Raw genomic sequence first — 22686 nt, 5'->3', positions numbered from 1 at the left:
TCGCTTATGAATTATTACCACTTAATTCGATTAAATAGTTTATCCAAAAATAACTGTAAGCTATATATAATAATTAATTTGAAATTTTCGACATAAATATTAATCTCGACTAAAACTAATAAACGTGCTGCTATTGCGGACAATAAAGTAATCATTATCTTTATTTCTTGAATGCGAGTAGTCTTATAAATAATATGATAAGCAAACTAGAAAATAGACTCTATAAAAATTATCGTAAAAATTATAATGTTCTTGTTATGCTTTGTCCACTCAAAAATAAAGCTTATATTAACTAAATTAGCGGACGCGGATAATCCCAAAACTGCAATAAAAAGGATTATAGAAAAAAATTAAGCATAAAATATAGGAATAGAAAGAAAATTCCCAGGAAAATCCAGTAAAATTTTTCGTTCCTTCCAAAATATATATTTTTTTAATACCATAGTTGAAATTGCAACTGATAGAGCTATTATAATCAAGCAATAAAATATAAATACACAGCAGAAAAATAAGACGTTTCCAAATGCATTAATAATTCCAACCCCAATTCCTCCTACAATTAAATTGATCAAAAAAGGATTTAAAAACCATTAAAACCATATTTGTTTTCTTTTTTCAAGATATCAACATTTTTTTGTAATCAACTCAAAAAAAGCATTGAAAAGTGTCGTATAATTTCTTTGCTCCATACTTAATTACAGTTTCCCATTCCTTTAATATTTCCACTCATCCCTATAACTATCTAAAAAATTGGCAAAATTTTAGTATCATTTCTTTTTCTCACATCTTCTTGAAGGATTACTAAAGATGTTAAAATTATGGCTTCTAATACAGATGAAATCAAAATCAGTGCAGCTTCAACAAACTCTTCATAACTAATAGAAAATGCGATAGGATCATATTTTCTTTCCTGTTACTAGCTCAAGGAAATAACCAACTGTCATGGATTTTTAAATATTTATGCTCTAAATGATTGCGAATTTCTTTAAAAGACTCTAGTCTTTTATATTTCAATTCCATAAAATTACTATAAGCCGTTGCATCGTGGTACGCTACTATATCTTTTTCTAATAAGTTATGTTTATTGAATTGTGATCACTTTAAACAATCTATTGTAATTTGATTTAATGTTTCTGCATCGTTCTCTTCGAAAGCTTTGTCTGCCAAAAAAGCCATTTCATCGATTTCTCAACTAATCACATTCAAGCTTCCATAAATATAATTCGAAAAATAAAAAGGTAATAATGCTAATTCAATTATACACGAAACCATATAATTACTTAATTAGTGTAAATTCATATTACATTATATAATTACACCTAATAGTATTATTCACCAATATTAGAACTCATTCACAGCTACAGTTAAGTATTGATCATTCCAAAGTCCTTGATATCACTGCATTAAAATCTGTTGCAGTATGAGCGAAATAAAATAGATGTTGCTAATTTGAAAGCATATATCATAAATCAATTAAATCATAAACAACCACTTATAGAGCTAACTCAAACAATTCTAGCTCTTTTCATTCATAAAATAAAATAACAGCAAAAGCAGATGGTCAATTAGAAGTGCATTATAGCATTTCTAAACCATCTGCTTTTTATGTTTCAATAAATATTAAGTTAGCTATTTTAAAGACACAACAAAGTATTGAGCATGTAAAAAGCATGGTTAACTTAGGCTTAGTCAGCTAGTTCAAGCAACGCACAGCACTCCACATGACTCGTATGCGGAAACATATCCACCGGCTGCACTTCCTCCGTCACATACCCGCCATCTTCAAGAATACGCAAATCACGAGCAAGCGTCCCTGGATTACAGGACACATACACAACACGGTTCGGTTTCATTTTTAAAATGGTGTCTAGCAGTGCTTCGTCGCAGCCTTTTCTTGGCGGATCGACAACTAGCGTATCTGCTTTGATGCCTTCTTTATACCAGTTTGGGATAACGGTTTCTGCTTCGCCGACGGCGAATTCGACGTTGTTAATTCCGTTTAAGGCAGCATTGCGTTTTGCATCTTCAATTGCTTCTGGGACAATTTCAACGCCATATACTCTGCCTGCTTTTTGTGCGAGAAATAAGGAAATCGTCCCGATTCCGCAGTATGCATCGATCACGGTTTCTTCTCCTTGCAGCTCGGCATATTCAAGGGCTTTATCATAAAGAACCTTTGTTTGAGCTGGATTCACTTGATAAAACGAGCGGGCTGAAATGGCAAATTTGATGTCGCCAATCGTGTCATAAATGTATTCTTCTCCCCATAAAACGGTCGTTTCGTCTCCGAAAATGACATTTGTCTTCTTTGAATTCACGTTTTGCACAATTGACCGAACGTGTGGGAAGCGTGCTATAATCTGCTCAATCACTTGTTGCTTTTGCGGAAAATCAGACGTTCTTGTGACAAACACAACCATCATTTCACCTGTTGCAATACCGTAGCGAACCATGACATGACGGAGCCAGCCTTTATGCCGCTCTTCGTTATATGCTTTGATGCCAAACGCATTGCAGATGTCTTTTACTGCCTGTACTACTTCGTCATTTTCTGATTGCTGGATTAAACATTTTTCCATATCAATGATTTCATGGGTACGCTGCTGATAAAATCCTGCAACAAGTCCTCCTTCCCGTTCGCCAACTGGTACTTGTGCTTTGTTTCTGTAATTCCAAGGGTCTTCCATGCCGAGTACAGGATGAACTTTTACACGGCTCATATCAAGCTTGCCGATCCGCTCCAATACGTCCTTTACTTGTTTCTGTTTAAAAAGCAGCTGGCCTTTATAGCTCATGTGCTGAATTTGACAGCCTCCGCACTGCTTATAGATAGGACATGGCGCATCTTGCCTGTGCTGACTTTCCTTTGTCAGCTCCATGAGTCGTCCAAAAGCAAATCCTTTTTTGACACGTGTGACTTTGATTTTCCCTTGTTCGTCAGGAAGGGCATTCGGTACAAACACAGGGAAACCCTCAACTTTCGCTACACCTGCACCTTCGTGCGTTAAATCTTCGAAGGTTACATTGTAGTATTCATTTTTTTCAACAGGCGGTTTCATTTTCACCAATTTTATCACCTCATTTGCAAAGAAAAACTTGGCCGCCATAAGGAACCAAGTTTAGTCTTCACCCTATTTTTTCAGCTGTTGCTTTTGGCACAATAAATTCAATATGGCGATACAGGTTTTCAAATTCACCTGGCAGCATGCCGCCGTATTCACCATCTAAATTCAATTGCATTTTATCTTTTACATCTACCTTCACGCGATTCGCTTTTGCGTAGATGACATTGTTATCATGAATATGCTCGCCTCTGAGTGCAAGGCTGACCACTCGAATGGCTTCTGCTAGATTGACCTTCTTTAGAATGATCAGGTCAAACATCCCATCATCTAGAATGGAATCTGGTGCGAGCTTTTCAAAGCCGCCTACTGAGTTTGTTAGTGAAACAAGAAACAGCATGATTTCGCCATGAAACAATTTGCCGTCATATTCAATTTCGACTTCTGTCGGGCGAATGGAAGGAAGCATCTCCATGCCTTTCAAATAATACGCAAGTTGTCCTAGCATGGTTTTCAGCTTACTAGGCACTTCATAGGTCAGCTCTGTTAATCGGCCGCCTCCCGCAATATTAATGAAATACTGTCCATTCACTTTACCAATATCAAGCGGCTTTGCTACACCATCAATGATGGCATCTGTCGCTTTTAAAATATCTTCTCTTGGAATGCCAAGTGCTCTTGCGAAGTCATTGGTCGTTCCAACTGGAATGATTCCTAATTTTGGTCTTTTTTCAAGCGGCGCTAATCCGTTGACGACTTCATTAATCGTGCCGTCTCCACCAGCTGCTACAATTAAATCAAAATCTCTCTGTGCGGCTTTTTCGGCTGCTTGTGTTGCATCTCCTGCACATGTCGTCGCATGACAAGATGTTTCATAGCCAGCCTGTTCAAATTTTTGCAAAACCTGCGGTAAATTCTTCTTAAAGAGTTCACGTCCAGATGTCGGATTGTATATAATTCGAGCACGTTTCATTCATCATCATCCTATTATCATTATGCAATCTATTTTCACCACTAACAACCTTTAATTATACTATGAGATTTGAAAATGGCAACAGAACACCCCCCTAATATTTGAAATCTCACGGTACGTTTCCCTCAGCAGATCAGCATTCTGATAAGATAAAAGAAAACGATGAAAAGGATGGTATGCCATGAAAAAGCCTGTCTATTTCAACCATGACGGCGGTGTTGATGATCTTGTGTCCTTATTTCTACTTCTTCAAATGGAACACCTGAAAGTGATCGGGATGTCTGTGATTCCTGCTGATTGTTATTTAGAGCCTGCGCTGAGCGCTTCTCAGAAAATTATTGATCGTTTTAGCCCATATGAGATTGAAGTAGCCGCTTCCAATTCTAGAGGTGTCAATCCATTTCCAAAGGAATGGCGTATGCATGCTTTTTATGTAGATGCTTTGCCGATTTTAAATGAAAAAGGCGCTGTTGATACAAAAGTATCTAAGCTTCCTGCACATCTTCACCTGATTGAAACGGTGAAAAAGTCAACCGAACCTGTTACGCTGCTCTTTACAGGACCGCTTACAGACCTTGCACGCGCGTTAGAAGAAGATCCTTCCATCTCAAATAAAATTGAGAAACTGGTGTGGATGGGCGGCACATTCCTTGAAAAAGGCAATGTCGAAGAACCAGAGCATGATGGAACAGCAGAATGGAATGCTTTTTGGGACCCTTATGCTGTGAGCACCGTATTTCAAGAGCGTTTTCCAATTGAAATGGTCGCACTGGAAAGTACAAATCAGGTTCCGCTCACACTCGATGTCCGTCAACGATGGGCTTCCCTTCGCTCTCACATCGGGATTGACTTTATTGGACAATGTTATGCCTTTTGTCCGCCTCTCATTCATCACGAAACGAACTCGACTTACTACTTATGGGATGTGCTGACAACGATCACTCTTGCATCCACCTCATTTACCCGTTCAAAAGAAATGAATGCAATTGTTTATACCGAAACACCAAGACAAGGACGTACTGAAGAACATCCAGATGGAAAATTGATTCAAGTCATTGACCACGTCGATCGGGATGCCTTTTTCGAGGCATTTGAAGAGCTGATGAGAAAAGCGGTTTGTCAGATTTCATCATAAAAAAGCCCCGCTTATTAGCGGGGCTCAGATTGTTGACAAAGGACTAAAATGTACTTTTTTAGCCCTGTGTCTTCTTTTCAGCGTGATAGAAAACCTTTGAATTCTAGGAAGGACGAGTACCGGCGCGGAGCGAATTTGACATTCGTGAGCACCGGCACGCAGGACTGACAAAGAATGCGAGGGTTTGTCTACACGCTGAAAGCCCCGCTCATGAGCGGGGCTTCCTCTTACTCTTCTTCAGCGTACTTTTTCTTACGTCTAAACTTGCTTAAGATTTCATACACGATTGGCACGATGACCAATGTGAGAAGTGTAGAACTTGTTAAACCGCCAATAACGGTGACGCCAAGTCCTTTTGATACGATCTGACTTCCGCCTTCAAAACCTAATGCGAGTGGCAGCAATGCACCAATTGTCGCAAGTGCCGTCATTAAGATTGGGCGTAATCTTGTTGTACCTGCTTCAAGTAAAGCTTCTCTTGTTGAAAGGCCTTCTTTTTCTTTATGAATCACTCGGTCAATCAAGACAATGGCATTTGTTACAACGATTCCGATTAGCATCAGCAATCCAATCATGGCATTTAAACTGATGGTTTCTTTCGCTACAAACAATCCAACGAGTGCACCAATAACTGTAAATGGAAGTGAGAACAGAATCGCAAATGGTGCAAGACCTCCGCCAAATGTAATGACGAGAACGAGGTATACAATCGCAATCGCTGCAAGCATTGCGAGTCCTAGCTGTGTAAAGGATTCCTCAATATCCGCACTTACACCGCCTGTATCAATCGTAACGCCAGATTTTAAATCAAGCTTGTCAACTTTCTTCTGGACATCTTGTGTCACACTTGATACGTCGTCTGTTGTCATGTCACCAGATACTTCAGCGTAAATCTTCCCATCACGCTTTGTCACAGTGTTTGCTGTTGTGCCATCTTTCACTTTCACCACATCGCCAATTCGGACTTGTTGTCCTGTTGATGTTGTGATCTTTTTATTCTCTAGATCTTTTTTACTCTTGTATTCATCTTTTTCCGTTTGAAGCTTCACATCTAGTTCTTTGCCGTCCTCTGTTACTTTCGTCAACGTTGTTTCATTACTTTGAGGAGCGATCGCCTGTGCGATTTGTGAAGCGGTTAAGCCTAGTTTCGCCAGTTTTTCTTGATCTGCATTAAACGTATATTCGTCATATTTCTCAGATAAGCTTGTGCTGACGTTTTTCAAGTTCTTTTCATCTTTTAAAATGTTCTCGACATCTTTGACTGTGCCTTCAATATCACTTGCTTTGTCACCGTACACATAGTACGTCACTGTATTGCTTGCGCCAGCAGATGAGAAGTCTTGTGATTTCCATTCCCCTTTAGACGTTTTGTCTTGAAGGGCTTTAACCATACGATCTTTTTCTTTATCAAAGTTCGGTGTGTCCTCGTCGTATTGTACGAAGAATAATGCACCGTTAGAATTTCCGCCAACACTTGCTGTCATTGCATTTGAAGAGCCTAATGAATATTGAACTGTATTGACATGATCACGTTTCATTAAGTAATCTTCTGCCTTTTTCGTTTCAGCAATGGCTTGTTCTCTTGTTTGTCCAGGCTCTGGCGTGTATGTCACCATTGCCGTTTTTTCTGCTTCCTGTGGTAAGAAGCTGACACCGACAAGTGGTGCGAGGAATAAGCTTCCGACCAGCATCAGAATCGCAATTCCTGACGTGATCCATTTATGGTTCAATGTCCAATTGAGTACACGTCTATAACCACCAGCAAGTTTGCTTGGTTTGTGTTCTTTCACCTTTTTCGCTTTGCCATACAGGTTCTTTTTAAATAGGCTGTGAGCCATCATTGGAACGATTGTAATGGCGACAAGTAGTGAAGCCATTAGAGCAAACACAATGGTTAATGCAAACGGGATGAATAGTTCACCAATCATTCCACCCACTAGCGCTAATGGCAAGAATACCGCAATTGTGACAATCGTCGAAGACATAATCGGAATAAACATTTCTTTTGTGGCTTCTCTAACGAGTGCTTTGCCTTTTAACGGTTCATCTTTTAACGCCATTCGTCGATAGATGTTTTCTATGACAACAATCGAGTCATCGACAACACGTCCAATGGCGACTGTCATGGCACCGAGTGTCATGATATTTAATGTGATATCGAGCTGATTTAATAATAAAACAGCAATCAACAGGGATAACGGAATGGAGATGACCGAAATTAATGTTGATTTGATATCTCGAAGGAACAACATGATGATAATGATCGCAAAGATTGCTCCGATGATCGCCTTGTTCAGCATTGTGCTGACAGATTCTTTAATCGGCTCTGCTTGATCATATGTCGTGCTGACTTTGATTCCTTTATTGTCTTTTTTGAATGTTTCAAGTTCTTTTGTGACTGCTTCTGCTACACTCACTGTGTTGGCATCAGAGCCTTTGACAATTTGCAAACCGATACTGTCTTTTCCGTTCGTTCTAGAAATCGATTCTGCATCTTTCACGACTTTAATATCTGCTATCTCAGAAAGTTTGATCGTCGGCAGTTCTACAGATTGACCGCTTGCTGCACCAGTTTGTTGCTGAGCTGCTGCTTGCTGCTGACTTGCACTTCCAGCCTGTTGATCGGTACCTTGAGCACCTGCATTTCCTGAGCCGCTAGCAGATGCACCAGCTCCTGCGCTTCCCGCACCGCCGCTTGCACTTGGTGTGACAGGAATTCGCATGTTTTTCAAATCTTTAACACTTAAAATATTGCCATCCACTACGACTGATTTTTGCTTGTTGCCAAATGTGTATAACCCTAAAGGTACATTGACATCAGAGCCTTTGATCATGTTTTGGACAGTTTCTTCATCTAAACCATATTCCTTCAATTTCTTTTGTTTAAAAGAAAATTCTACTTCTTTGATTTGTTGTCCAGAAGCTTCGACAGACGAGACACCCTCTAAGCTTTGAAGAGAAGGAATAAGGTCATTTTCCACTTTTTGTGTCAGGTCTTGTAATGATTCTTTATCACCGGAGACACTTAGAGCTAAGATTGGAATCGCATTGATGCTAAAACGTGTGATTTTTGGTTTTTCTGCATTTTCTGGAAAATTGATATTGCTAATGGCATCTTCAATTTCCTTCTTTGCTTCATCCATATCTTTATTGTAATCGTACTCGATTTGAATCGATGAGGCATTTTCAAAAGAATTAGAAGTGACCACATTCACCCCATTGAGATTTTGTATCGACTTCTCAATTGGATCTGTCACCTTATCTGATACTTCGTCCGGCGTTGCGCCAGGATACGTTGTAGAAACCGTAATGACTGGAGTGTTGATATTCGGGATTGATTCTTGTTTCATATTCAATCCGGCATATAGACCAGCAACTGTTACGATAATCGTCATGAGCCATACAGCGAACTTGTTCTTTAATACAAAATTGATGATCGAATTCATTATGTCCTCCATTTTCCTTTATGTATTGACTGACTGGTCATTCTATATCATAATAAACGGTGATATACAATGCCGTCAACCATTTCACTTGCGTTTGACGTAACATTCTAAAGCTGAAGGGGCCTTATTTCATGAACGAAAAAAAAGAAAAAATCATTAAAGCAAGCATTCAGTTGTTTGCGAAAAAAGGTTTTTCTTCTACGACCATTCAGGAAATTGCAGATGAATGCGGAATTTCTAAAGGTGCATTTTATTTGCATTTCAAATCAAAAGAACAGCTTTTCAACAGAGCGTTTGAATATTATATCGACACGTCTATGCAAAGTATTGAAAAGATTCGAAAAGAAAATCAACATCTTGCGCCTAGAGATATCTTTCAGAAACAAATCGCTGAACAGTTCCAGCACTTTGCTGAGAACAAGGATTTTATCATTTTGATCCTCAGCGAGAACATTATTCCGGAAAATCAGCAAATTAAAAAGTATTCCAAAACGGTTAAAAAGCAGATGAATGATGAAATCCAAATTTCTATTTTGACCACGTATGGACAGGAGATCGAACCATATATAACTGACCTGTCAGTCATGATTCAAGGAATCATCCAATCTTATGTGCAAGTACTGCTTTTGCAAGATCAGATGCAATTATCATGTGATGAGCTCTCATCCTTTATTCTCGACCGATTTGATGATTTGGTGCATGGGCTTCTCCGTTCTCATGCGAAGCCGATTCTAAAGCAAAACATTTGGGATGATGAAGCGCCAAATGCCGCTACTCTTCAAGAAGAGCTTCGATTGTTAAAATCTGAGCATCTGCTTTCGGATGATACCCTTGTATCCATTGAAGTTATTGAAGAAGAATTGGCCAAAGATGAGCCGCGCAAGCCGGTCATTCAAGGGATGCTGACAAATTTAGAAACGTGTGAGGACTCCGCTGTCCAAAGAGCTGTGGAACAATTGAAGCTATTCCTCCAATGACAATACGTGGCGATGTTCACTTTAGTTCACCTTTATCCCCTTCGAATATGTGCTAAAGCTTATGCTTCATTATAAAAAAAGAACCAATGAATTGATATACGGCGGTGGTCTGAATCTGTGATAAGACCCTGTCATTATCCATCAACAAAAAAACCGCCTCTTCCATGAGGCGGTTTTTGCGATTTATCGTTTTTTGATTTCTTCGAGAAGAATCTTGTTGACCATCGGTGGGTTTGCTTGTCCCTTCGATGCTTTCATGATTTGTCCGACTAAGAAACCAATTGCGCGGTCTTTTCCATTTTTGAAGTCTTCAATGGATTGCGGATTGTTATCAAGAGCTTCTGTGACAAGTTTGAGCAGTGCACCTTCGTCAGAAATTTGGACAAGTCCTTTTTCTTTGACGATTGTTTCTGCGTCGCCCCCATTTTCGATAAGTTCTTTGAATACCTTTTTGGCAATCTTAGAAGAAATCGTTCCTTTTTCGATAAGCTTGATCATGCCAGCCAGTCCTTGAGGCGTTAGCTTCGTATCTTCCAGCTCTTTTTGAGCCGAGTTCAAGTAGGCAGATACTTCACCCATGAGCCAGTTTGATGCTTGCTTCGCTTCAGCACCTTCTGAAATGGTCGCTTCAAAGAAATCAGACATTTCTTTTGTCAGCGTCAGTACCATTGCGTCATATGCAGGAAGTCCTAGTTCATCAATGTAGCGTTTGCGGCGCTCGTCTGGAAGCTCTGGAATGGATGCTCTTACACGTTCTTTCCACTCGTCATCAATATACAGCTCCACCAAATCTGGTTCTGGGAAGTAACGGTAATCATCAGAACCTTCTTTGACACGCATGAGGATCGTCTTTTTAGACGCCTCGTCATAGCGGCGAGTTTCTTGTTCGATCAAGCCGCCAGAAAGCAATACTTGCTCTTGACGTTTTTCTTCGAACTCAAGACCTTTTTGGACGAAAGCAAATGAGTTTAAGTTCTTCAGCTCTGTTTTCGTTCCAAACTCTTCACGGCCGATCGGACGAAGAGAAATGTTGGCATCACAACGAAGTGAGCCTTCTTCCATCTTACAGTCAGAGACGCCTGTATATTGAATAATGGATTTTAATTTTTCTAAGTAAGCATACGCTTCTTCTGGCGTACGAATGTCAGGCTCAGATACGATTTCAACAAGTGGTGTACCTTGACGGTTGAAATCGACGAGTGAATAACCGTCGCCTGTGTGCGTCAGTTTTCCTGCATCCTCTTCCAAATGAAGACGTGTAATACCAATTCGTTTTGTTTTGCCGTCTACTTCAATTTCAATCCAGCCGTTTTCACCGATCGGTTTATCAAATTGAGAAATTTGATACGCCTTTGGGTTATCAGGATAGAAATAGTTTTTACGGTCAAATTTTGTATCAGTTGCAATCTCACAGTTCAGTGCCATTGCTGCTTTCATCGCAAAGTTCACCGCTTCTTTGTTCAGCACAGGCAGTACGCCAGGATAACCAAGATCGATGACACTTGTTTGCGTATTGGCAGCCGCACCAAAAGGCGTCGGTGAGCTTGAGAAAATTTTTGATTGTGTTTTGAGCTCTACGTGGACTTCAAGTCCAATTACCGTTTCAAAGTTCATTCTGATTCACCCCTTACAGTTCAGGTTTTGCTTTATGATGATCTGTTGCTTGTTCGAAAGCGTGAGCCACGCGGTAAACGGTTCCTTCATCAAAGTGTTTACCGATGATTTGCAGTCCTAACGGAAGACCATTTGCAAATCCACAAGGCACACTGATTCCTGGAACGCCTGCAAGGTTAACAGGGATCGTTAAAATGTCGTTTGCATACATCGTGAGTGGATCGCTTGTCTTTTCACCAATGTTAAATGCCGGAGTTGGTGTTGTTGGTCCTACAATGACATCATACTTTTCAAAAACATCTTCAAAGTCTTTTTTGATCAGCGTACGGACTTTTTGTGCCTTTTTATAGTATGCATCGTAATATCCTGAGCTTAGAGCGAATGTGCCTAGCATGATGCGGCGTTTGACTTCGTCTCCAAAGCCTTCAGAACGGGTATTTTTATATAAATCAATCAGGTTGTCTGCATTGTCTGTACGGTAGCCATAGCGAATACCGTCAAAACGCGCAAGGTTTGCAGATGCTTCTGAAGATGAAAGCAAGTAGTAAGTCGCAAGCGCATATTTAGAATGCGGAAGAGACACTTCTTCCCATGTGGCACCAAGTCCTTCTAATACTTTCAACGCTTGAAGAACAGACTCTTTTGCTTCTTCGCCAACACCTTCGCCAAGATATTCTTTTGGCACAGCGATTTTCAAGCCTTTGATGTCGCCAGTTAATGAAGAAAGAAAATCTGGGACATCGACATTTGCACTCGTTGCGTCCATTTGATCAACACCAGAAATCGCTTGAAGAACATATGCATTGTCCTCAACATTACGCGTAATCGGCCCAATTTGATCTAATGATGAAGCAAATGCGATTAAACCGTATCTAGATACACGGCCATACGTTGGTTTAAGACCAACAACACCACAGAATGATGCCGGCTGACGAATGGAGCCGCCTGTATCTGATCCAAGAGAGAATGGTACTTCTCCAGCTGCAACAGATGCTGCTGATCCACCACTTGACCCACCTGGAACGGTGTTTAAATTCCACGGGTTTTTCGTTGCTTTGAAGCCCGAGTTCTCCGTAGAAGATCCCATCGCAAATTCGTCCATGTTTAATTTACCGATTGTGACAGCTTCCACTTCTCTTAAGCGGTTCACAACGGTTGCATCGTAAATAGGATCGAAGTTTTGCAAGATTTTACTTGATGCCGTTGTACGTAAATCTTTCGTCACGATGTTATCTTTGACACCGATCGGCATACCGAACAATAGACCAAGCTCGTCCTTTTCACCAACGGCCTCGTCCAATTCTTTTGCGTACGCACGTGCTTTCTCTTCGTCCAGCGCTAGGAATGCTTGTACTTTCCCGTCTACTTCATGGATTCGTTTATAAGACTCGTCCACTAAATCAGAAACAGACAGTTCCTTTTTATGTAAAAGCTCTTTTAATTCAGAAATTTTGTGGTCAAACAGTGACATGCCTCAGGCCTCCTTTAGTCCAAAATTGATGGCACACGAATATAGCCGTCTTTATGATCAGGCGCGTTTTTAATGACTGCCTCAATGGAAAGACCTTTATTCGGAACATCTTCTCTCATGACGTTTTTCATTTTTAATACGTGTGTTGTTGGTTCAACGTTTTCCGTATCTACCTCGTTTAACTGCTCTGCAAATGAAATGATGCTATCAAGCTGTTCTGTAAACATCTCAGCTTCTTCTTCTGTAATTGCAAGCCGTGCCAAATGCGCAACATGCTTTACTTCTTCTATTGAAATTCTTGACATGCAGGTTCACCTCCAAAAATGATACGTGTTCGTGGTCATGATCATAAGTCATATACACTTTATCATATCAAATTTTACTGTTCTAAAGCAACTTTACGAGGACGCCTAGAAAGGCTTTGTCCACTAATATGTCATTGTGGTGTAGCCAGTGTCTAAAATATTCATCAAGGTGACTTTTTATTTTTCAGAAAATTTTTACTTTAGTTTATTTTTGTAAACGCATACATATAGAAGCTTATCACCGATCCGTGCATTTTTTCTTAAAGATAAAGATGTTTAAGAAGGTTGATCACTTGGGAATACTCTGATAGGTTAAGTAACCATAGCAGTGAGCAGGGCAGTGAAATGTCATTTCTGTCTAGCACTTCTGTATATTTTGATTGAGGTGATGTCAAATTAATACGAAAAAGGTGAGAAAACAAAATGAGTATTGAAGTTACGATTTCCTTATCTATCTATTTTATCGGGATGCTTGCCATTGGTTGGTATGCGTTTAGGAAAACACATGATTTAAATGATTATATGCTTGGTGGACGAGGTCTTGGTCCATTCGTTACAGCTCTATCAGCAGGTGCTGCGGATATGAGTGGTTGGATGCTGATGGGTGTACCAGGTGAAATGTATAAAACAGGTTTATCGACAACCTGGCTTGCAATTGGTTTAATTGTCGGTGCTTATTTGAACTATTTAATTCTTGCACCTCGTTTACGTTCTTATACAGAAATTGCTGATGATGCCATTACGATTCCTGATTTCTTTGACAAACGATTCAAAGGATCATCTGCTTTATTAAAAGCAGTTTCAGCCGTCATCATTTTAATCTTCTTTACGTTGTATACATCATCTGGGATGGTATCAGGCGGACGTTTATTTGAGTCAGCATTCGGTGCTCACTACATGTTTGGTCTGATATTGACATCAAGTATCGTGATTTTGTATACACTGTTCGGTGGATTTCTAGCAGTGAGCTTAACGGACTTTGTCCAAGGAGCTATTATGTTTTTAGCATTAGTGCTCGTGCCGATCGTTGCCTTTACTCAATTAGGTGGACCTGTTGCCACATTCAATGATATTCAACAGATTGACCCTAAATTGCTTGATATTTTTAGAGGAACGAGCGTCATTGGCATTATTTCCTTCCTCGCTTGGGGATTAGGTTACTTTGGACAGCCTCATATTATCGTACGTTTTATGGCGATTACGTCCGTAAAAGATTTAAAACCAGCACGCCGAATCGGAATGAGCTGGATGATTATCTCTGTCATTGGTTCACTATCTGTTGGTTTAGTTGGTGTCGCATACGTACATGAAACGGGTATGAACCTTGCTGATCCTGAAACGATCTTTATCGTCTTTTCTAAAGTATTGTTCCATCCTTACATTACTGGATTCTTACTTTCTGCCATTTTAGCAGCCATTATGAGTTCAATTTCTTCTCAGCTGCTTGTGACAGCAAGTGCCATGACAGAGGATTTATACAGAACGTTTTTTAGAAAGAAAGCCTCAGATAAAGAGCTTGTGATGATTGGTCGTATGTCTGTACTCGTTGTTGCGATTATTGCTCTTTGTCTATCTCTAAACCCAAGCGACACCATTCTTGACCTCGTCGGTTATGCTTGGGCAGGATTTGGTTCTTCATTCGGTCCAGTCATCTTGCTTTGCCTATACTGGAAACGAATGAATCATCACGGTGCACTTGTCGGAATGATTGTGGGTGCCGTTGTGGTTCTTACATGGATCACGACAGGTCTCAACCATTCAACAGGTATCTATGAAATGATTCCTGGCTTTACGTTAAGTGGCTTAGCCGCAATTGTTGTGAGCTTAATGACAAGTAAACCGACAAAAGCATCAAAGCAGCTATTTAACAAAATGGAAGACCATCTCGAAGAAGAAACAAAATAACCAGACATGAGGAGTCATCTGCATTATGCGGATGACTCTCTTTATTTTTAAATAAAATGCTTTTCTTTCTCCCGTTTCTGAATAAAATAGAAGTTGTGCAGCCATATGGGCTGTGAGAAGATCATATACATGATGTGAAACGTACATGAAGTGAAAGGAGCGATACGCATGTTTTGGACAATTGAATGGGATACGGTCTTGAAATTAGCCGTTGCCACCTTAATCGGTTTGATCATCGGTCTTGAACGCGAACTTAAGAAAAAGCCGCTTGGGCTAAAAACGTGTATTGTCATTGCTGTCAGCTCCTGCGTATTAACCATCATCAGCATTGATGCAGCCTACAATTTCCCTCGAGTCTCTAAGCTTCAAATGGACCCACTCAGGTTACCGGCGCAAATTATATCTGGTGTTGGTTTTATTGGAGCAGGTGTGATTCTTCGCAAAAGCAATGACGTCATCTCAGGTCTTACGACATCTGCGATGATTTGGGGAGCAGCAGGACTTGGGGTTGCAACAGGTGCAGGTTTTTATAAAGAAGCCTTCCTCAGTCTTTTCTTTATTCTTGTCAGTGTGGAATTTTTACCTTGGCTCTTCCAGCGGATTGGACCCATTCGCTTACAGGAAAAAGAAATCCGCATCAGAATGTCACTTTCTGATCGAAACCGCATGACAGAGATTTTAAAAGAAATGAAAGCACTCAATATTCGGATTCATTCTGTACGTATTGATGATTTAAAGGAAAAAGACTATCCGATCATGGAAGTACGTGTTCGCGTACATAAAGACCGCTATACAACCGATGTGTACTTTGATATTAAAGATTTAGAAGGCGTTGTTGGTGTGAAGTGTGATACAGTGTAGGATAAAAAGCCCCTTGCTATGTCAAACAGCAAGGGGCTTTTGATTTATGTTGTTAGCTGATGAAAGTCAAAAGGCGTAATTGGGGTTTTGTCCTCAATCTCCTTTCGAAAACGCGCCAGCATGGCACTTTCGTCAGCGCTTAGTGTTCGGAGATCAAATGCTTGATGTAAAAGCCCATAAATAAGCATATGACGCAGCATAAGGAAATCTGGTATTGTCGCCAGCCATGCGTCATCAAGCTCATTCTCCTGTCGATAGCCTTTGAGAAAATGGCTCATAAATTCACCCGTAAATTCAGCTTTATCCTCATACGGAATCACCGGATACCAAAGAACGTTGTATAGCAAAATGCTCATATCGTTGATAAACCAGTGATACCCACAATCATCAAAATCAAATGCAATGATTTCTCCCTGATGATAATGGAAGTTCCCGTGATGTAAATCCGCATGCACCAGTCCATAGACATCCTTGGATATTCGGAGCTGGTGAAGCTTTTGCATCAGTTCATCTTTTCGCTGCAACACAACCGTTTGATCAGAAGGAATATACGTTTCAAGCTTTAATTGCTCCTCCTCATACCACTCTTGACGCTTATAGCGAGGATCTTTCACTTGATATTGTTTAGTCGTTTGATGCATACGCCCTGTATAGGCTCCTAACGCTTGAAACAACTGTCCATTCCAATCTGCTTCGGTCACTTTTCTGCCAGGCGCCTTTTCGTACACTCTCAGCAAAAAAGCGCCTCCTGCTTGATCGGGAATCGCTTCAACATCTTTTCCTCTTGCGGATAAAACCGGTTTAGCTACTGAGCTTCCATGTTGAGATAAATACCGAATCCAGTCCATTTCTCCTAGAATATATGTGCGGGAGCGGCGAATGGTATGGGTGATTTTCAATATATAACTCGACCCTTTTTCATCCGTATATTCATACACATAATTTTCTGCATCGGCTAGAAATGTGACCTGTTCTGGCTGAAAATGATAGAGTAGAGCCGCTTTCTTTAAGACCATTTGTTCATCGTATCGTGCTTTTACTTCTTTATGCATGCTGATTCTCCTTTTATCGTCTTTTTACTTATACATGACGGTAATCAGCATTTATACGAGCATCAACATACCTGCCTTTCCTTTTGGTTTCTTCACATACTTTGACAAAAGTTGAAAGATTCCTCTAATTAGAAATAAAAAAACCGCCAAAAGGCGGTTTTCAGATTGTTGACAAAGGGCGAAAATGAACTTGATTTTAGCCCTTTGTCTTCTTTTCAGCGTGATGAAAACCTTTGCAGCCCTAGGAAGGACGAGTACTGGCGCGGAGCGAATTTCACATTCGTGAGCACCAGCACGCAGGACTGACAAAGAATGCGAGGTTTGTCTACACGCTAAAAACCGCCAAAAGGCGGTTTTTATTTAGTCATATATATGGACCGTTGGTTCTTTATCTTCAGCATTTTTTGTGATGAGGGCTTCTTGCTGATCAGAAGAGGTGATGTTGATTTCTATATTGGTGCTCTTATAGTAATCCATGACTTCACCTGTTAAGTATTGCGTGAATGCCACGACTTCTGTTTTTCCGTAGAATTGCATTGGAATTTCTACTTTCATTTTTTGCAAGTTCCCGTTTTTATAGAAACCTTTGCCTACCACACCTGTGTAATTCGGGAAGTAGTCTTCTACCTTTGTCTTGAAGCGGTCAAATCGCTCTGAATCATCTTTGTAGCTGCTCTTGGCATTATCTGAAGGGAAGAAGACATTCTCTTCTTTAATCGCATCCCAACTGCCAATATCAGCTGATCCTGCTTTTACATCAGTTTTAGCGATGAAGTTTCCTGGAACAATAGATGATTTTGGTGATTGTTTATAAAGAGCAATCATGACTGGGACTTTTTGCAGTCCGTCCATTTGACGAATTCGTTTAATGACTTGTTCCGCAATTTTTTCGCCCTCTGCTAAAAGTTTCTTTGAATTTTTCGATGAATCGATGGTCACCTCTTGCTGAGGATCTCCGATATTTTCGCGATAATAATAGACAGAGTTAAGCGCAAGACCGATAACAACCCCGCCAAGCTGTAAGCTATTTTTATCTTTTCTGATTAAGTAATTATGTTCTAGCATGGAAGCTAAGTAGATTGGACTATTTTCATTTTTTGACTTTGTTGAACCTGAGTTTGGAAGAGCAGGGTTTAAGCCTAAGTTCTTAAAGTCTTTGTCTTCTTTTTCAGCTTTTTTCAGATCACTGCCTGTTTTTTTGCGGGCAAGCCAGCTGAGAACAGTATCTTCATCTAAATGCTGTCCTTCTTGGAATAGATAATCGTTTGTATTGAATGATTCTGTTGCCAGGCGCATGAGTCCTGTTTCAAATTCATCAATGTCTAAGCGTGTATTGAGACGCTCTGCAGTTAGTCCTCTTGCCGCTCCTTGTTTAAACGGCAGCACCATTTTGTAATAGGAATCAGAGATGTTGTACATTGGGATGATCGCTGTTTCTTTCGTTTCATCCGTTTTTTGTGTGACCTCTTCCTCATCCTTTCCCCCAAAAGGTGCACACGCTGACAATACCAGTGTGAGCATTGTCAGCAGCAATAGCAACTTTTTCAATAGAAAACACTCCTCTTATTTCTTTAGCTCCTCGAGCATTTTGGCTTCGTCCCAAATTTCAATATTGAGTTCTTCTGCCTTTGTCAGCTTACTTCCAGCTGCTTCGCCGGCAATGACTAAGTCTGTTTTTTTACTTACACTACCTGCTAACTTGCCGCCTAATGCTTCGATCGCTGCCTTTGCATCATTACGAGACATTTCTTCTAATTTCCCCGTCAGCACAATCGTTTTTCCTGCAAAGTAGGAATCACTTTCTTCTACTTTCACGGGTTTTGGCCCTGTGTAGGTCATATTGACCCCAAGTTCTTTTAGTTCATTTAGCAGATCTAGAATTTCTTCTTTCTCAAAGTACGTGACAACTGCATCGGCCATTTTTTCACCAATTTCATCTACTTCAAGTAATTGCTCTTTCGTCGCTTGTTTTAACTGATCGATATCCTCAAAGTGCATGGCCAATGTCTTCGCAGCTTTAGAACCAATAAATCGAATACCGAGTCCAAATAATAACCGTTCAAGAGAGTTTTCTTTCGATTGCTCGATCGAACGCAGTAAATTATCGACTGACTTTTCGCCCATTCGTTCTAGCTGAATCAACTCTTCTTTTGTTAAACGGTAAAGGTCTGATACACGAGAGACAAGCTGTTCTTTGAAAAGTTGTGTAATGACTCGCTCGCCTAGCCCATCAATATTCATCGCATTACGAGACACAAAGTGAATGAGTCCTTCACGTATTTGGGCGGGGCATTGTGGATTGATGCACCGAAGCGCCACTTCTCCTTCTATTCTGACCAGCTCACTATGACACTCTGGACATTCAGTCGGCATGTGAAACGGCTTTTCTTCTCCTGTTCGCTGATCAACAAGAACCCCTGCAACCTCTGGGATAATATCGCCCGCTTTTTTGACAATCACTTGATCAAAAAGGCGGATATCCTTCTCTTTGATCAAATCTTCATTATGAAGAGAAGCACGTTGCACTGTCGTTCCTGCCACTTTTACAGGCTCAAGAATCGCTGTTGGGGTGATGACGCCAGTACGCCCCACACTTAGTTCAATATCAATCAGCTTCGTCACGACTTCTTCGGCCGGAAATTTGTACGCAACAGCCCAGCGTGGACTTTTTGCTGTGAAGCCTAGTTCTTCTTGCTGAGCCAATGAATTGACTTTAATGACAATGCCATCGATTTCGTATGAGAAATCAGCACGCTTTGTTTTCAGTGTTTCAATGAGGTCGATCACTTCTTCAATGGTTTGGCACATCCGTCTTTCTTTGTTCGTTTTAAAGCCAAGCTCATCGAGAAGATCAAGTCCTGCGCTTTGCGTTTCAACACCAATTTCATCAAGCTCCGCTATACTGTAGACGAAGATATCAAGGTTTCGTTTCGCTGCAATTTTCGTATCGAGCTGACGAAGTGACCCAGCAGCCGCATTACGCGGGTTCGCAAACGGCTCTTCTTCGTTTTGTAATCTTTTTTCGTTAAGGGCTTCAAAAGAAGGTTTTGGCATAAATGCCTCGCCTCTCACTTCAATCGACAGAGGCCGATTGATTTTGAGCGGGATGGAACGAATGGTTTTGAGGTTCTCGGTAATATCCTCACCTGTTGTCCCATCACCCCGCGTGGCACCCCGGACAAACACGCCATTTTCATAACGGAGAGAAACAGCGAGTCCGTCAATTTTCAGCTCGACATTGTAAGCGACGTCGTCACCGACTGCTTGACGAACCCGGCGGTCAAAATCAAGAAGGTCCTGTTCATGAAACGCATTGCCGAGACTGAGCATCGGTGTACCGTGACGTACTTTTTGGAAGGCGTCTAAAACAGCACCTCCTACTCTTTGAGAGGGTGAATCCGCTGCTTTTAAATCAGGGTATTCTTCCTCCAAAGAGATCAGCTCACGCATCCGCGCATCATATTCAGCGTCAGGAACACTTGGACGATCCAGTGTGTGATATTCGTAGTTGTATTGATTCAAAATCTGGTGTAGTTCCTCGATCCGGCGTTTCGCTGCTTCTTTATCCATCTGCTTCTTCCTTTCACTTCATCCGTTTTGTCAGTCCTATCAGTTTATTGCTTTTCGATTGGCGCAAATGCGGCAAGGAGACGCTTAATGCCTGTAGGGCTTGGGAAGGCAATATCAAGCTCTGTACTATCTCCACTACCTTTTACACTCACAACCGTGCCAACGCCCCATTTTTTATGAGCGGCTTTATCACCGACAGCCCAGCCAATGCTGCCGCCGCCTGTGTTTTGAATGGTTTGCGTTTGTGGACGTGAGACAGGCCCTCGTCTTTGCGGTCTTTCTCTCGTTTGGCCAAACGGTGTTTTCGTTTCTTTTTTCTCATTTAGGTTGTCCAATAAATCAGCTGGTATTTCTCTGATAAATCGTGATTCCAGATTCATGTTCGTCCGGCCGAATAACGTTCTCATCTTCGCACTTGATAAATAAAGCTCTTCTTCGGCCCGTGTGATCCCCACGTAAGCGAGACGGCGCTCTTCTTCCATCTCAGCATCTTCCATTAATGAACGGCTGTGCGGGAAGACGCCTTCCTCCATTCCCATTAAGAACACAACGGGGAATTCAAGTCCTTTTGCTGCGTGGAGGGTCATTAAAATGACGGCATCCTGATCTTCTTCCTCAGCCTCATCTAGCTTATCAATGTCTGCGACAAGGGCGAGGTCTGTCAGGAAGGTGACAAGTGATTTATCTTCATTTTGTTCTTCAAAGTTTTTGGTGACCGATAGAAACTCGTCAATATTTTCTAAGCGGCTTTGTGCTTCAATCGTTTTTTCGATCTTCAGCGCTTCACGGTAACCTGTTTTCTCTAGGATCTCTTCCGTTAATTCTGTGACAGATAAATAATCCTGCATATTTGTCATTTGATCAATGAGCTGCTTGAACTCATCAAGTGCATTGGCAGCTCTTGCACTGAGTCCAATGAAATCCACCTGACCAAGTGCTTCAAACATAGAAAGATCATTCATTTCTGCATATGCAGCAATTTTATCAACAGAAGTCGCCCCAATTCCACGCTTTGGTACGTTGACAATGCGCGCAAAACTAATATCGTCATCTGGATTTGCCACAAGGCGTAAGTATGCCAAAATGTCCTTGATCTCTTTTCTGTCATAGAACTTCGTACCGCCGACGATATTGTATTGAATGTTCGCCTTCATTAACGTTTCCTCTATGACACGTGACTGAGCGTTCGTTCGATAGAGGATCGCAAAATCAGATAATTTACGCTTGCCGCTCTGATGAAGCTGATGAATCTTTCCAGCGACAAATTGACCTTCACCGAATTCATTATCCGCACGGTAATAGGCAATCTTCGCTCCTTCATCATTTTCTGTCCAAAGATTTTTCGGCTTACGGTTTGAATTGTTTTGAATGACCGTGTTTGCGGCATTCAGAATACGTTTGGTCGATCTGTAATTTTGCTCAAGCAAAATCACTTCACTGGACGGATAATCTTTTTCAAAGGAAAGAATGTTTGTAATATCCGCTCCACGCCAGCGATAGATAGACTGATCCGAGTCACCGACCACACATATATTTTGAAAACGCTGCGCGAGCAGTTTCACAAGCATGTACTGCGCTCTGTTTGTATCCTGATACTCATCGACATGAATGTATTGGAATTTTCGCTGATAGTGTTCTAATACTTCAGGTATCCGCTCAAACAGACGAATCGTCATCATAATAAGATCATCAAAATCGAGTGATTGGTTTTTGAGTAATCGTTTTTGATAATCTGTATAGACGTCGCTGACGACTTGATCGTAAAAGTCACCGGCTGTTTTTGCGTATTCCTCTGCGTCAATGAGTTCGTTTTTTGCACTACTGATTGACCCTAAAATGCTACGTGGATCAAACTTTTTAGGATCGATATTTCGTTCTTTTAAAATGTTCTTAATGACTGAAAGCTGATCAGATGTGTCTAATATAGAAAAGTTGCGATTCACACCAATACGGTCAATATCGCGTCGTAAAATGCGTACACACATGCTGTGGAACGTAGAGATCCAAATGTCATCCGCACCAGGCCCTAAAATGGCTTGTACACGCTCACGCATTTCTCTTGCTGCTTTATTTGTAAAGGTAATCGCTAAAATATTCCACGGTGCCACATGCTTTTCTGCCATTAAATACGCAATTCGATGCGTGAGCACTCGTGTTTTTCCACTACCTGCTCCTGCCATCAGTAGCAGCGGCCCGTCTGTTGCTTTGACCGCTTCTTTCTGCGCGTCATTCAGCCCTTCTAATAGATGATTCGATATTTCATTCATTTCATTCACCGCCAATTCGAACTTATGTTCTATTTTAACCCGTTTCGT

14 protein-coding genes are annotated in these 22686 nt (G+C 40.9%); 4 read left to right on the top strand and 10 right to left on the bottom strand.

Translation table 11 applies throughout. The annotated features are described in order from the left end of the window. Positions 1-1685: 1685 nt before the first annotated feature. Complete coding sequence (gene rlmD / locus ID12_RS08235; RefSeq protein ID WP_050827673.1) at positions 1686-3065, bottom strand: 23S rRNA (uracil(1939)-C(5))-methyltransferase RlmD; 1380 nt, start codon at positions 3063-3065, stop codon at positions 1686-1688. Between the two features lie 61 nt (positions 3066-3126). Then, positions 3127-4035: a diacylglycerol kinase gene (locus tag ID12_RS08230; protein ID WP_007496845.1), complete on the bottom strand. Its 909-nt coding sequence runs from the start codon at positions 4033-4035 to the stop codon at positions 3127-3129. A gap of 181 nt (positions 4036-4216) precedes the next feature. Here ID12_RS08230 and ID12_RS08225 point away from each other — a divergent pair, with 181 nt between their 5' ends. Then, positions 4217-5170: a nucleoside hydrolase gene (locus tag ID12_RS08225; RefSeq protein WP_048002028.1), complete on the top strand. Its 954-nt coding sequence runs from the start codon at positions 4217-4219 to the stop codon at positions 5168-5170. Between the two features lie 227 nt (positions 5171-5397). Here ID12_RS08225 and ID12_RS08220 read toward each other — a convergent pair whose 3' ends face one another. Further along, positions 5398-8616 (bottom strand): efflux RND transporter permease subunit, encoded by a 3219-nt coding sequence (locus tag ID12_RS08220; protein ID WP_050827033.1) that lies wholly within the window; start codon positions 8614-8616, stop codon positions 5398-5400. Positions 8617-8747: 131 nt separating this feature from the next. Between ID12_RS08220 and ID12_RS08215 the strand changes: the two genes are divergently transcribed. Beyond that, positions 8748-9593, top strand: coding sequence for a TetR/AcrR family transcriptional regulator (locus ID12_RS08215; RefSeq protein ID WP_017359798.1), 846 nt, complete (start codon positions 8748-8750; stop codon positions 9591-9593). A 183-nt stretch (positions 9594-9776) separates the two neighbouring features. Here the strand turns inward: ID12_RS08215 and gatB are convergent, their stop codons facing one another. The 3 genes from gatB to gatC are packed head-to-tail and all read right to left on the bottom strand — an operon-like array spanning position 9777 to position 12983. Then, the gene (gene gatB / locus ID12_RS08210; RefSeq protein WP_007496855.1) at positions 9777-11207 is read right to left on the bottom strand and encodes an Asp-tRNA(Asn)/Glu-tRNA(Gln) amidotransferase subunit GatB; all 1431 of its coding nucleotides are present in this window, start codon (positions 11205-11207) and stop codon (positions 9777-9779) included. A gap of 13 nt (positions 11208-11220) precedes the next feature. Beyond that, entirely contained in the window at positions 11221-12678 is a 1458-nt protein-coding gene (gene gatA, locus ID12_RS08205) for an Asp-tRNA(Asn)/Glu-tRNA(Gln) amidotransferase subunit GatA (protein ID WP_050827032.1), read from the bottom strand. Positions 12679-12692: 14 nt separating this feature from the next. After that, positions 12693-12983, bottom strand: coding sequence for an Asp-tRNA(Asn)/Glu-tRNA(Gln) amidotransferase subunit GatC (gatC, locus tag ID12_RS08200; RefSeq protein ID WP_003213898.1), 291 nt, complete (start codon positions 12981-12983; stop codon positions 12693-12695). A 423-nt stretch (positions 12984-13406) separates the two neighbouring features. On the opposite strand from gatC, the gene putP reads away from it, so the two are divergent. Both putP and ID12_RS08190 read left to right on the top strand, forming a co-directional pair. After that, positions 13407-14888, top strand: a complete 1482-nt coding sequence (gene putP, locus ID12_RS08195) for a sodium/proline symporter PutP (RefSeq protein ID WP_017359800.1) — start codon at positions 13407-13409, stop codon at positions 14886-14888. Positions 14889-15056: 168 nt separating this feature from the next. After that, positions 15057-15749, top strand: coding sequence for an MgtC/SapB family protein (locus ID12_RS08190; RefSeq protein ID WP_008344247.1), 693 nt, complete (start codon positions 15057-15059; stop codon positions 15747-15749). Between the two features lie 44 nt (positions 15750-15793). Here the strand turns inward: ID12_RS08190 and ID12_RS08185 are convergent, their stop codons facing one another. The 4 genes from ID12_RS08185 to pcrA all read right to left on the bottom strand — a co-directional run bounded on the left by ID12_RS08185 (position 15794) and on the right by pcrA (position 22638). Beyond that, positions 15794-16801 carry a phosphotransferase enzyme family protein gene (locus tag ID12_RS08185; protein WP_035703559.1) on the bottom strand — a complete coding sequence of 336 codons (1008 nt, stop codon included), beginning with the start codon at positions 16799-16801 and terminating at the stop codon, positions 15794-15796. 360 nt (positions 16802-17161) lie between these two features. Next, positions 17162-18349, bottom strand: coding sequence for a CamS family sex pheromone protein (locus ID12_RS08175; protein WP_050827031.1), 1188 nt, complete (start codon positions 18347-18349; stop codon positions 17162-17164). Between the two features lie 15 nt (positions 18350-18364). Next, positions 18365-20371, bottom strand: coding sequence for an NAD-dependent DNA ligase LigA (gene ligA / locus ID12_RS08170; RefSeq protein WP_007496867.1), 2007 nt, complete (start codon positions 20369-20371; stop codon positions 18365-18367). Between the two features lie 44 nt (positions 20372-20415). Continuing rightward, a complete protein-coding gene (gene pcrA / locus ID12_RS08165; RefSeq protein ID WP_039962675.1) occupies positions 20416-22638 on the bottom strand; it encodes a DNA helicase PcrA in 2223 nt (740 codons plus the stop codon). Between the last annotated feature and the right edge of the window lie 48 nt (positions 22639-22686).

Origin of the sequence: Bacillus altitudinis (assembly GCF_001191605.1) — a bacterium.
Classification (GTDB): Bacteria; Bacillota; Bacilli; order Bacillales; family Bacillaceae; genus Bacillus; species Bacillus altitudinis.
This window is presented reverse-complemented; position numbering and strand designations above follow the sequence as displayed.

What these genes read in the sequence shown, in the direction of transcription:
- ID12_RS08230 (WP_007496845.1), bottom strand. Translation starts at nt 4,035, where the DNA reads ATGAAACGTGCTCGAATTATATACAATCCGACATCTGGACGTGAACTC.
- ID12_RS08225 (WP_048002028.1), top strand. Translation starts at nt 4,217, where the DNA reads ATGAAAAAGCCTGTCTATTTCAACCATGACGGCGGTGTTGATGATCTT.
- ID12_RS08220 (WP_050827033.1), bottom strand. Translation starts at nt 8,616, where the DNA reads ATGAATTCGATCATCAATTTTGTATTAAAGAACAAGTTCGCTGTATGG.
- ID12_RS08215 (WP_017359798.1), top strand. Translation starts at nt 8,748, where the DNA reads ATGAACGAAAAAAAAGAAAAAATCATTAAAGCAAGCATTCAGTTGTTT.
- gatB (WP_007496855.1), bottom strand. Translation starts at nt 11,207, where the DNA reads ATGAACTTTGAAACGGTAATTGGACTTGAAGTCCACGTAGAGCTCAAA.
- gatA (WP_050827032.1), bottom strand. Translation starts at nt 12,678, where the DNA reads ATGTCACTGTTTGACCACAAAATTTCTGAATTAAAAGAGCTTTTACAT.
- gatC (WP_003213898.1), bottom strand. Translation starts at nt 12,983, where the DNA reads ATGTCAAGAATTTCAATAGAAGAAGTAAAGCATGTTGCGCATTTGGCA.
- putP (WP_017359800.1), top strand. Translation starts at nt 13,407, where the DNA reads ATGAGTATTGAAGTTACGATTTCCTTATCTATCTATTTTATCGGGATG.
- ID12_RS08190 (WP_008344247.1), top strand. Translation starts at nt 15,057, where the DNA reads ATGTTTTGGACAATTGAATGGGATACGGTCTTGAAATTAGCCGTTGCC.
- ID12_RS08185 (WP_035703559.1), bottom strand. Translation starts at nt 16,801, where the DNA reads ATGCATAAAGAAGTAAAAGCACGATACGATGAACAAATGGTCTTAAAG.
- ligA (WP_007496867.1), bottom strand. Translation starts at nt 20,371, where the DNA reads ATGGATAAAGAAGCAGCGAAACGCCGGATCGAGGAACTACACCAGATT.
- pcrA (WP_039962675.1), bottom strand. Translation starts at nt 22,638, where the DNA reads ATGAATGAAATATCGAATCATCTATTAGAAGGGCTGAATGACGCGCAG.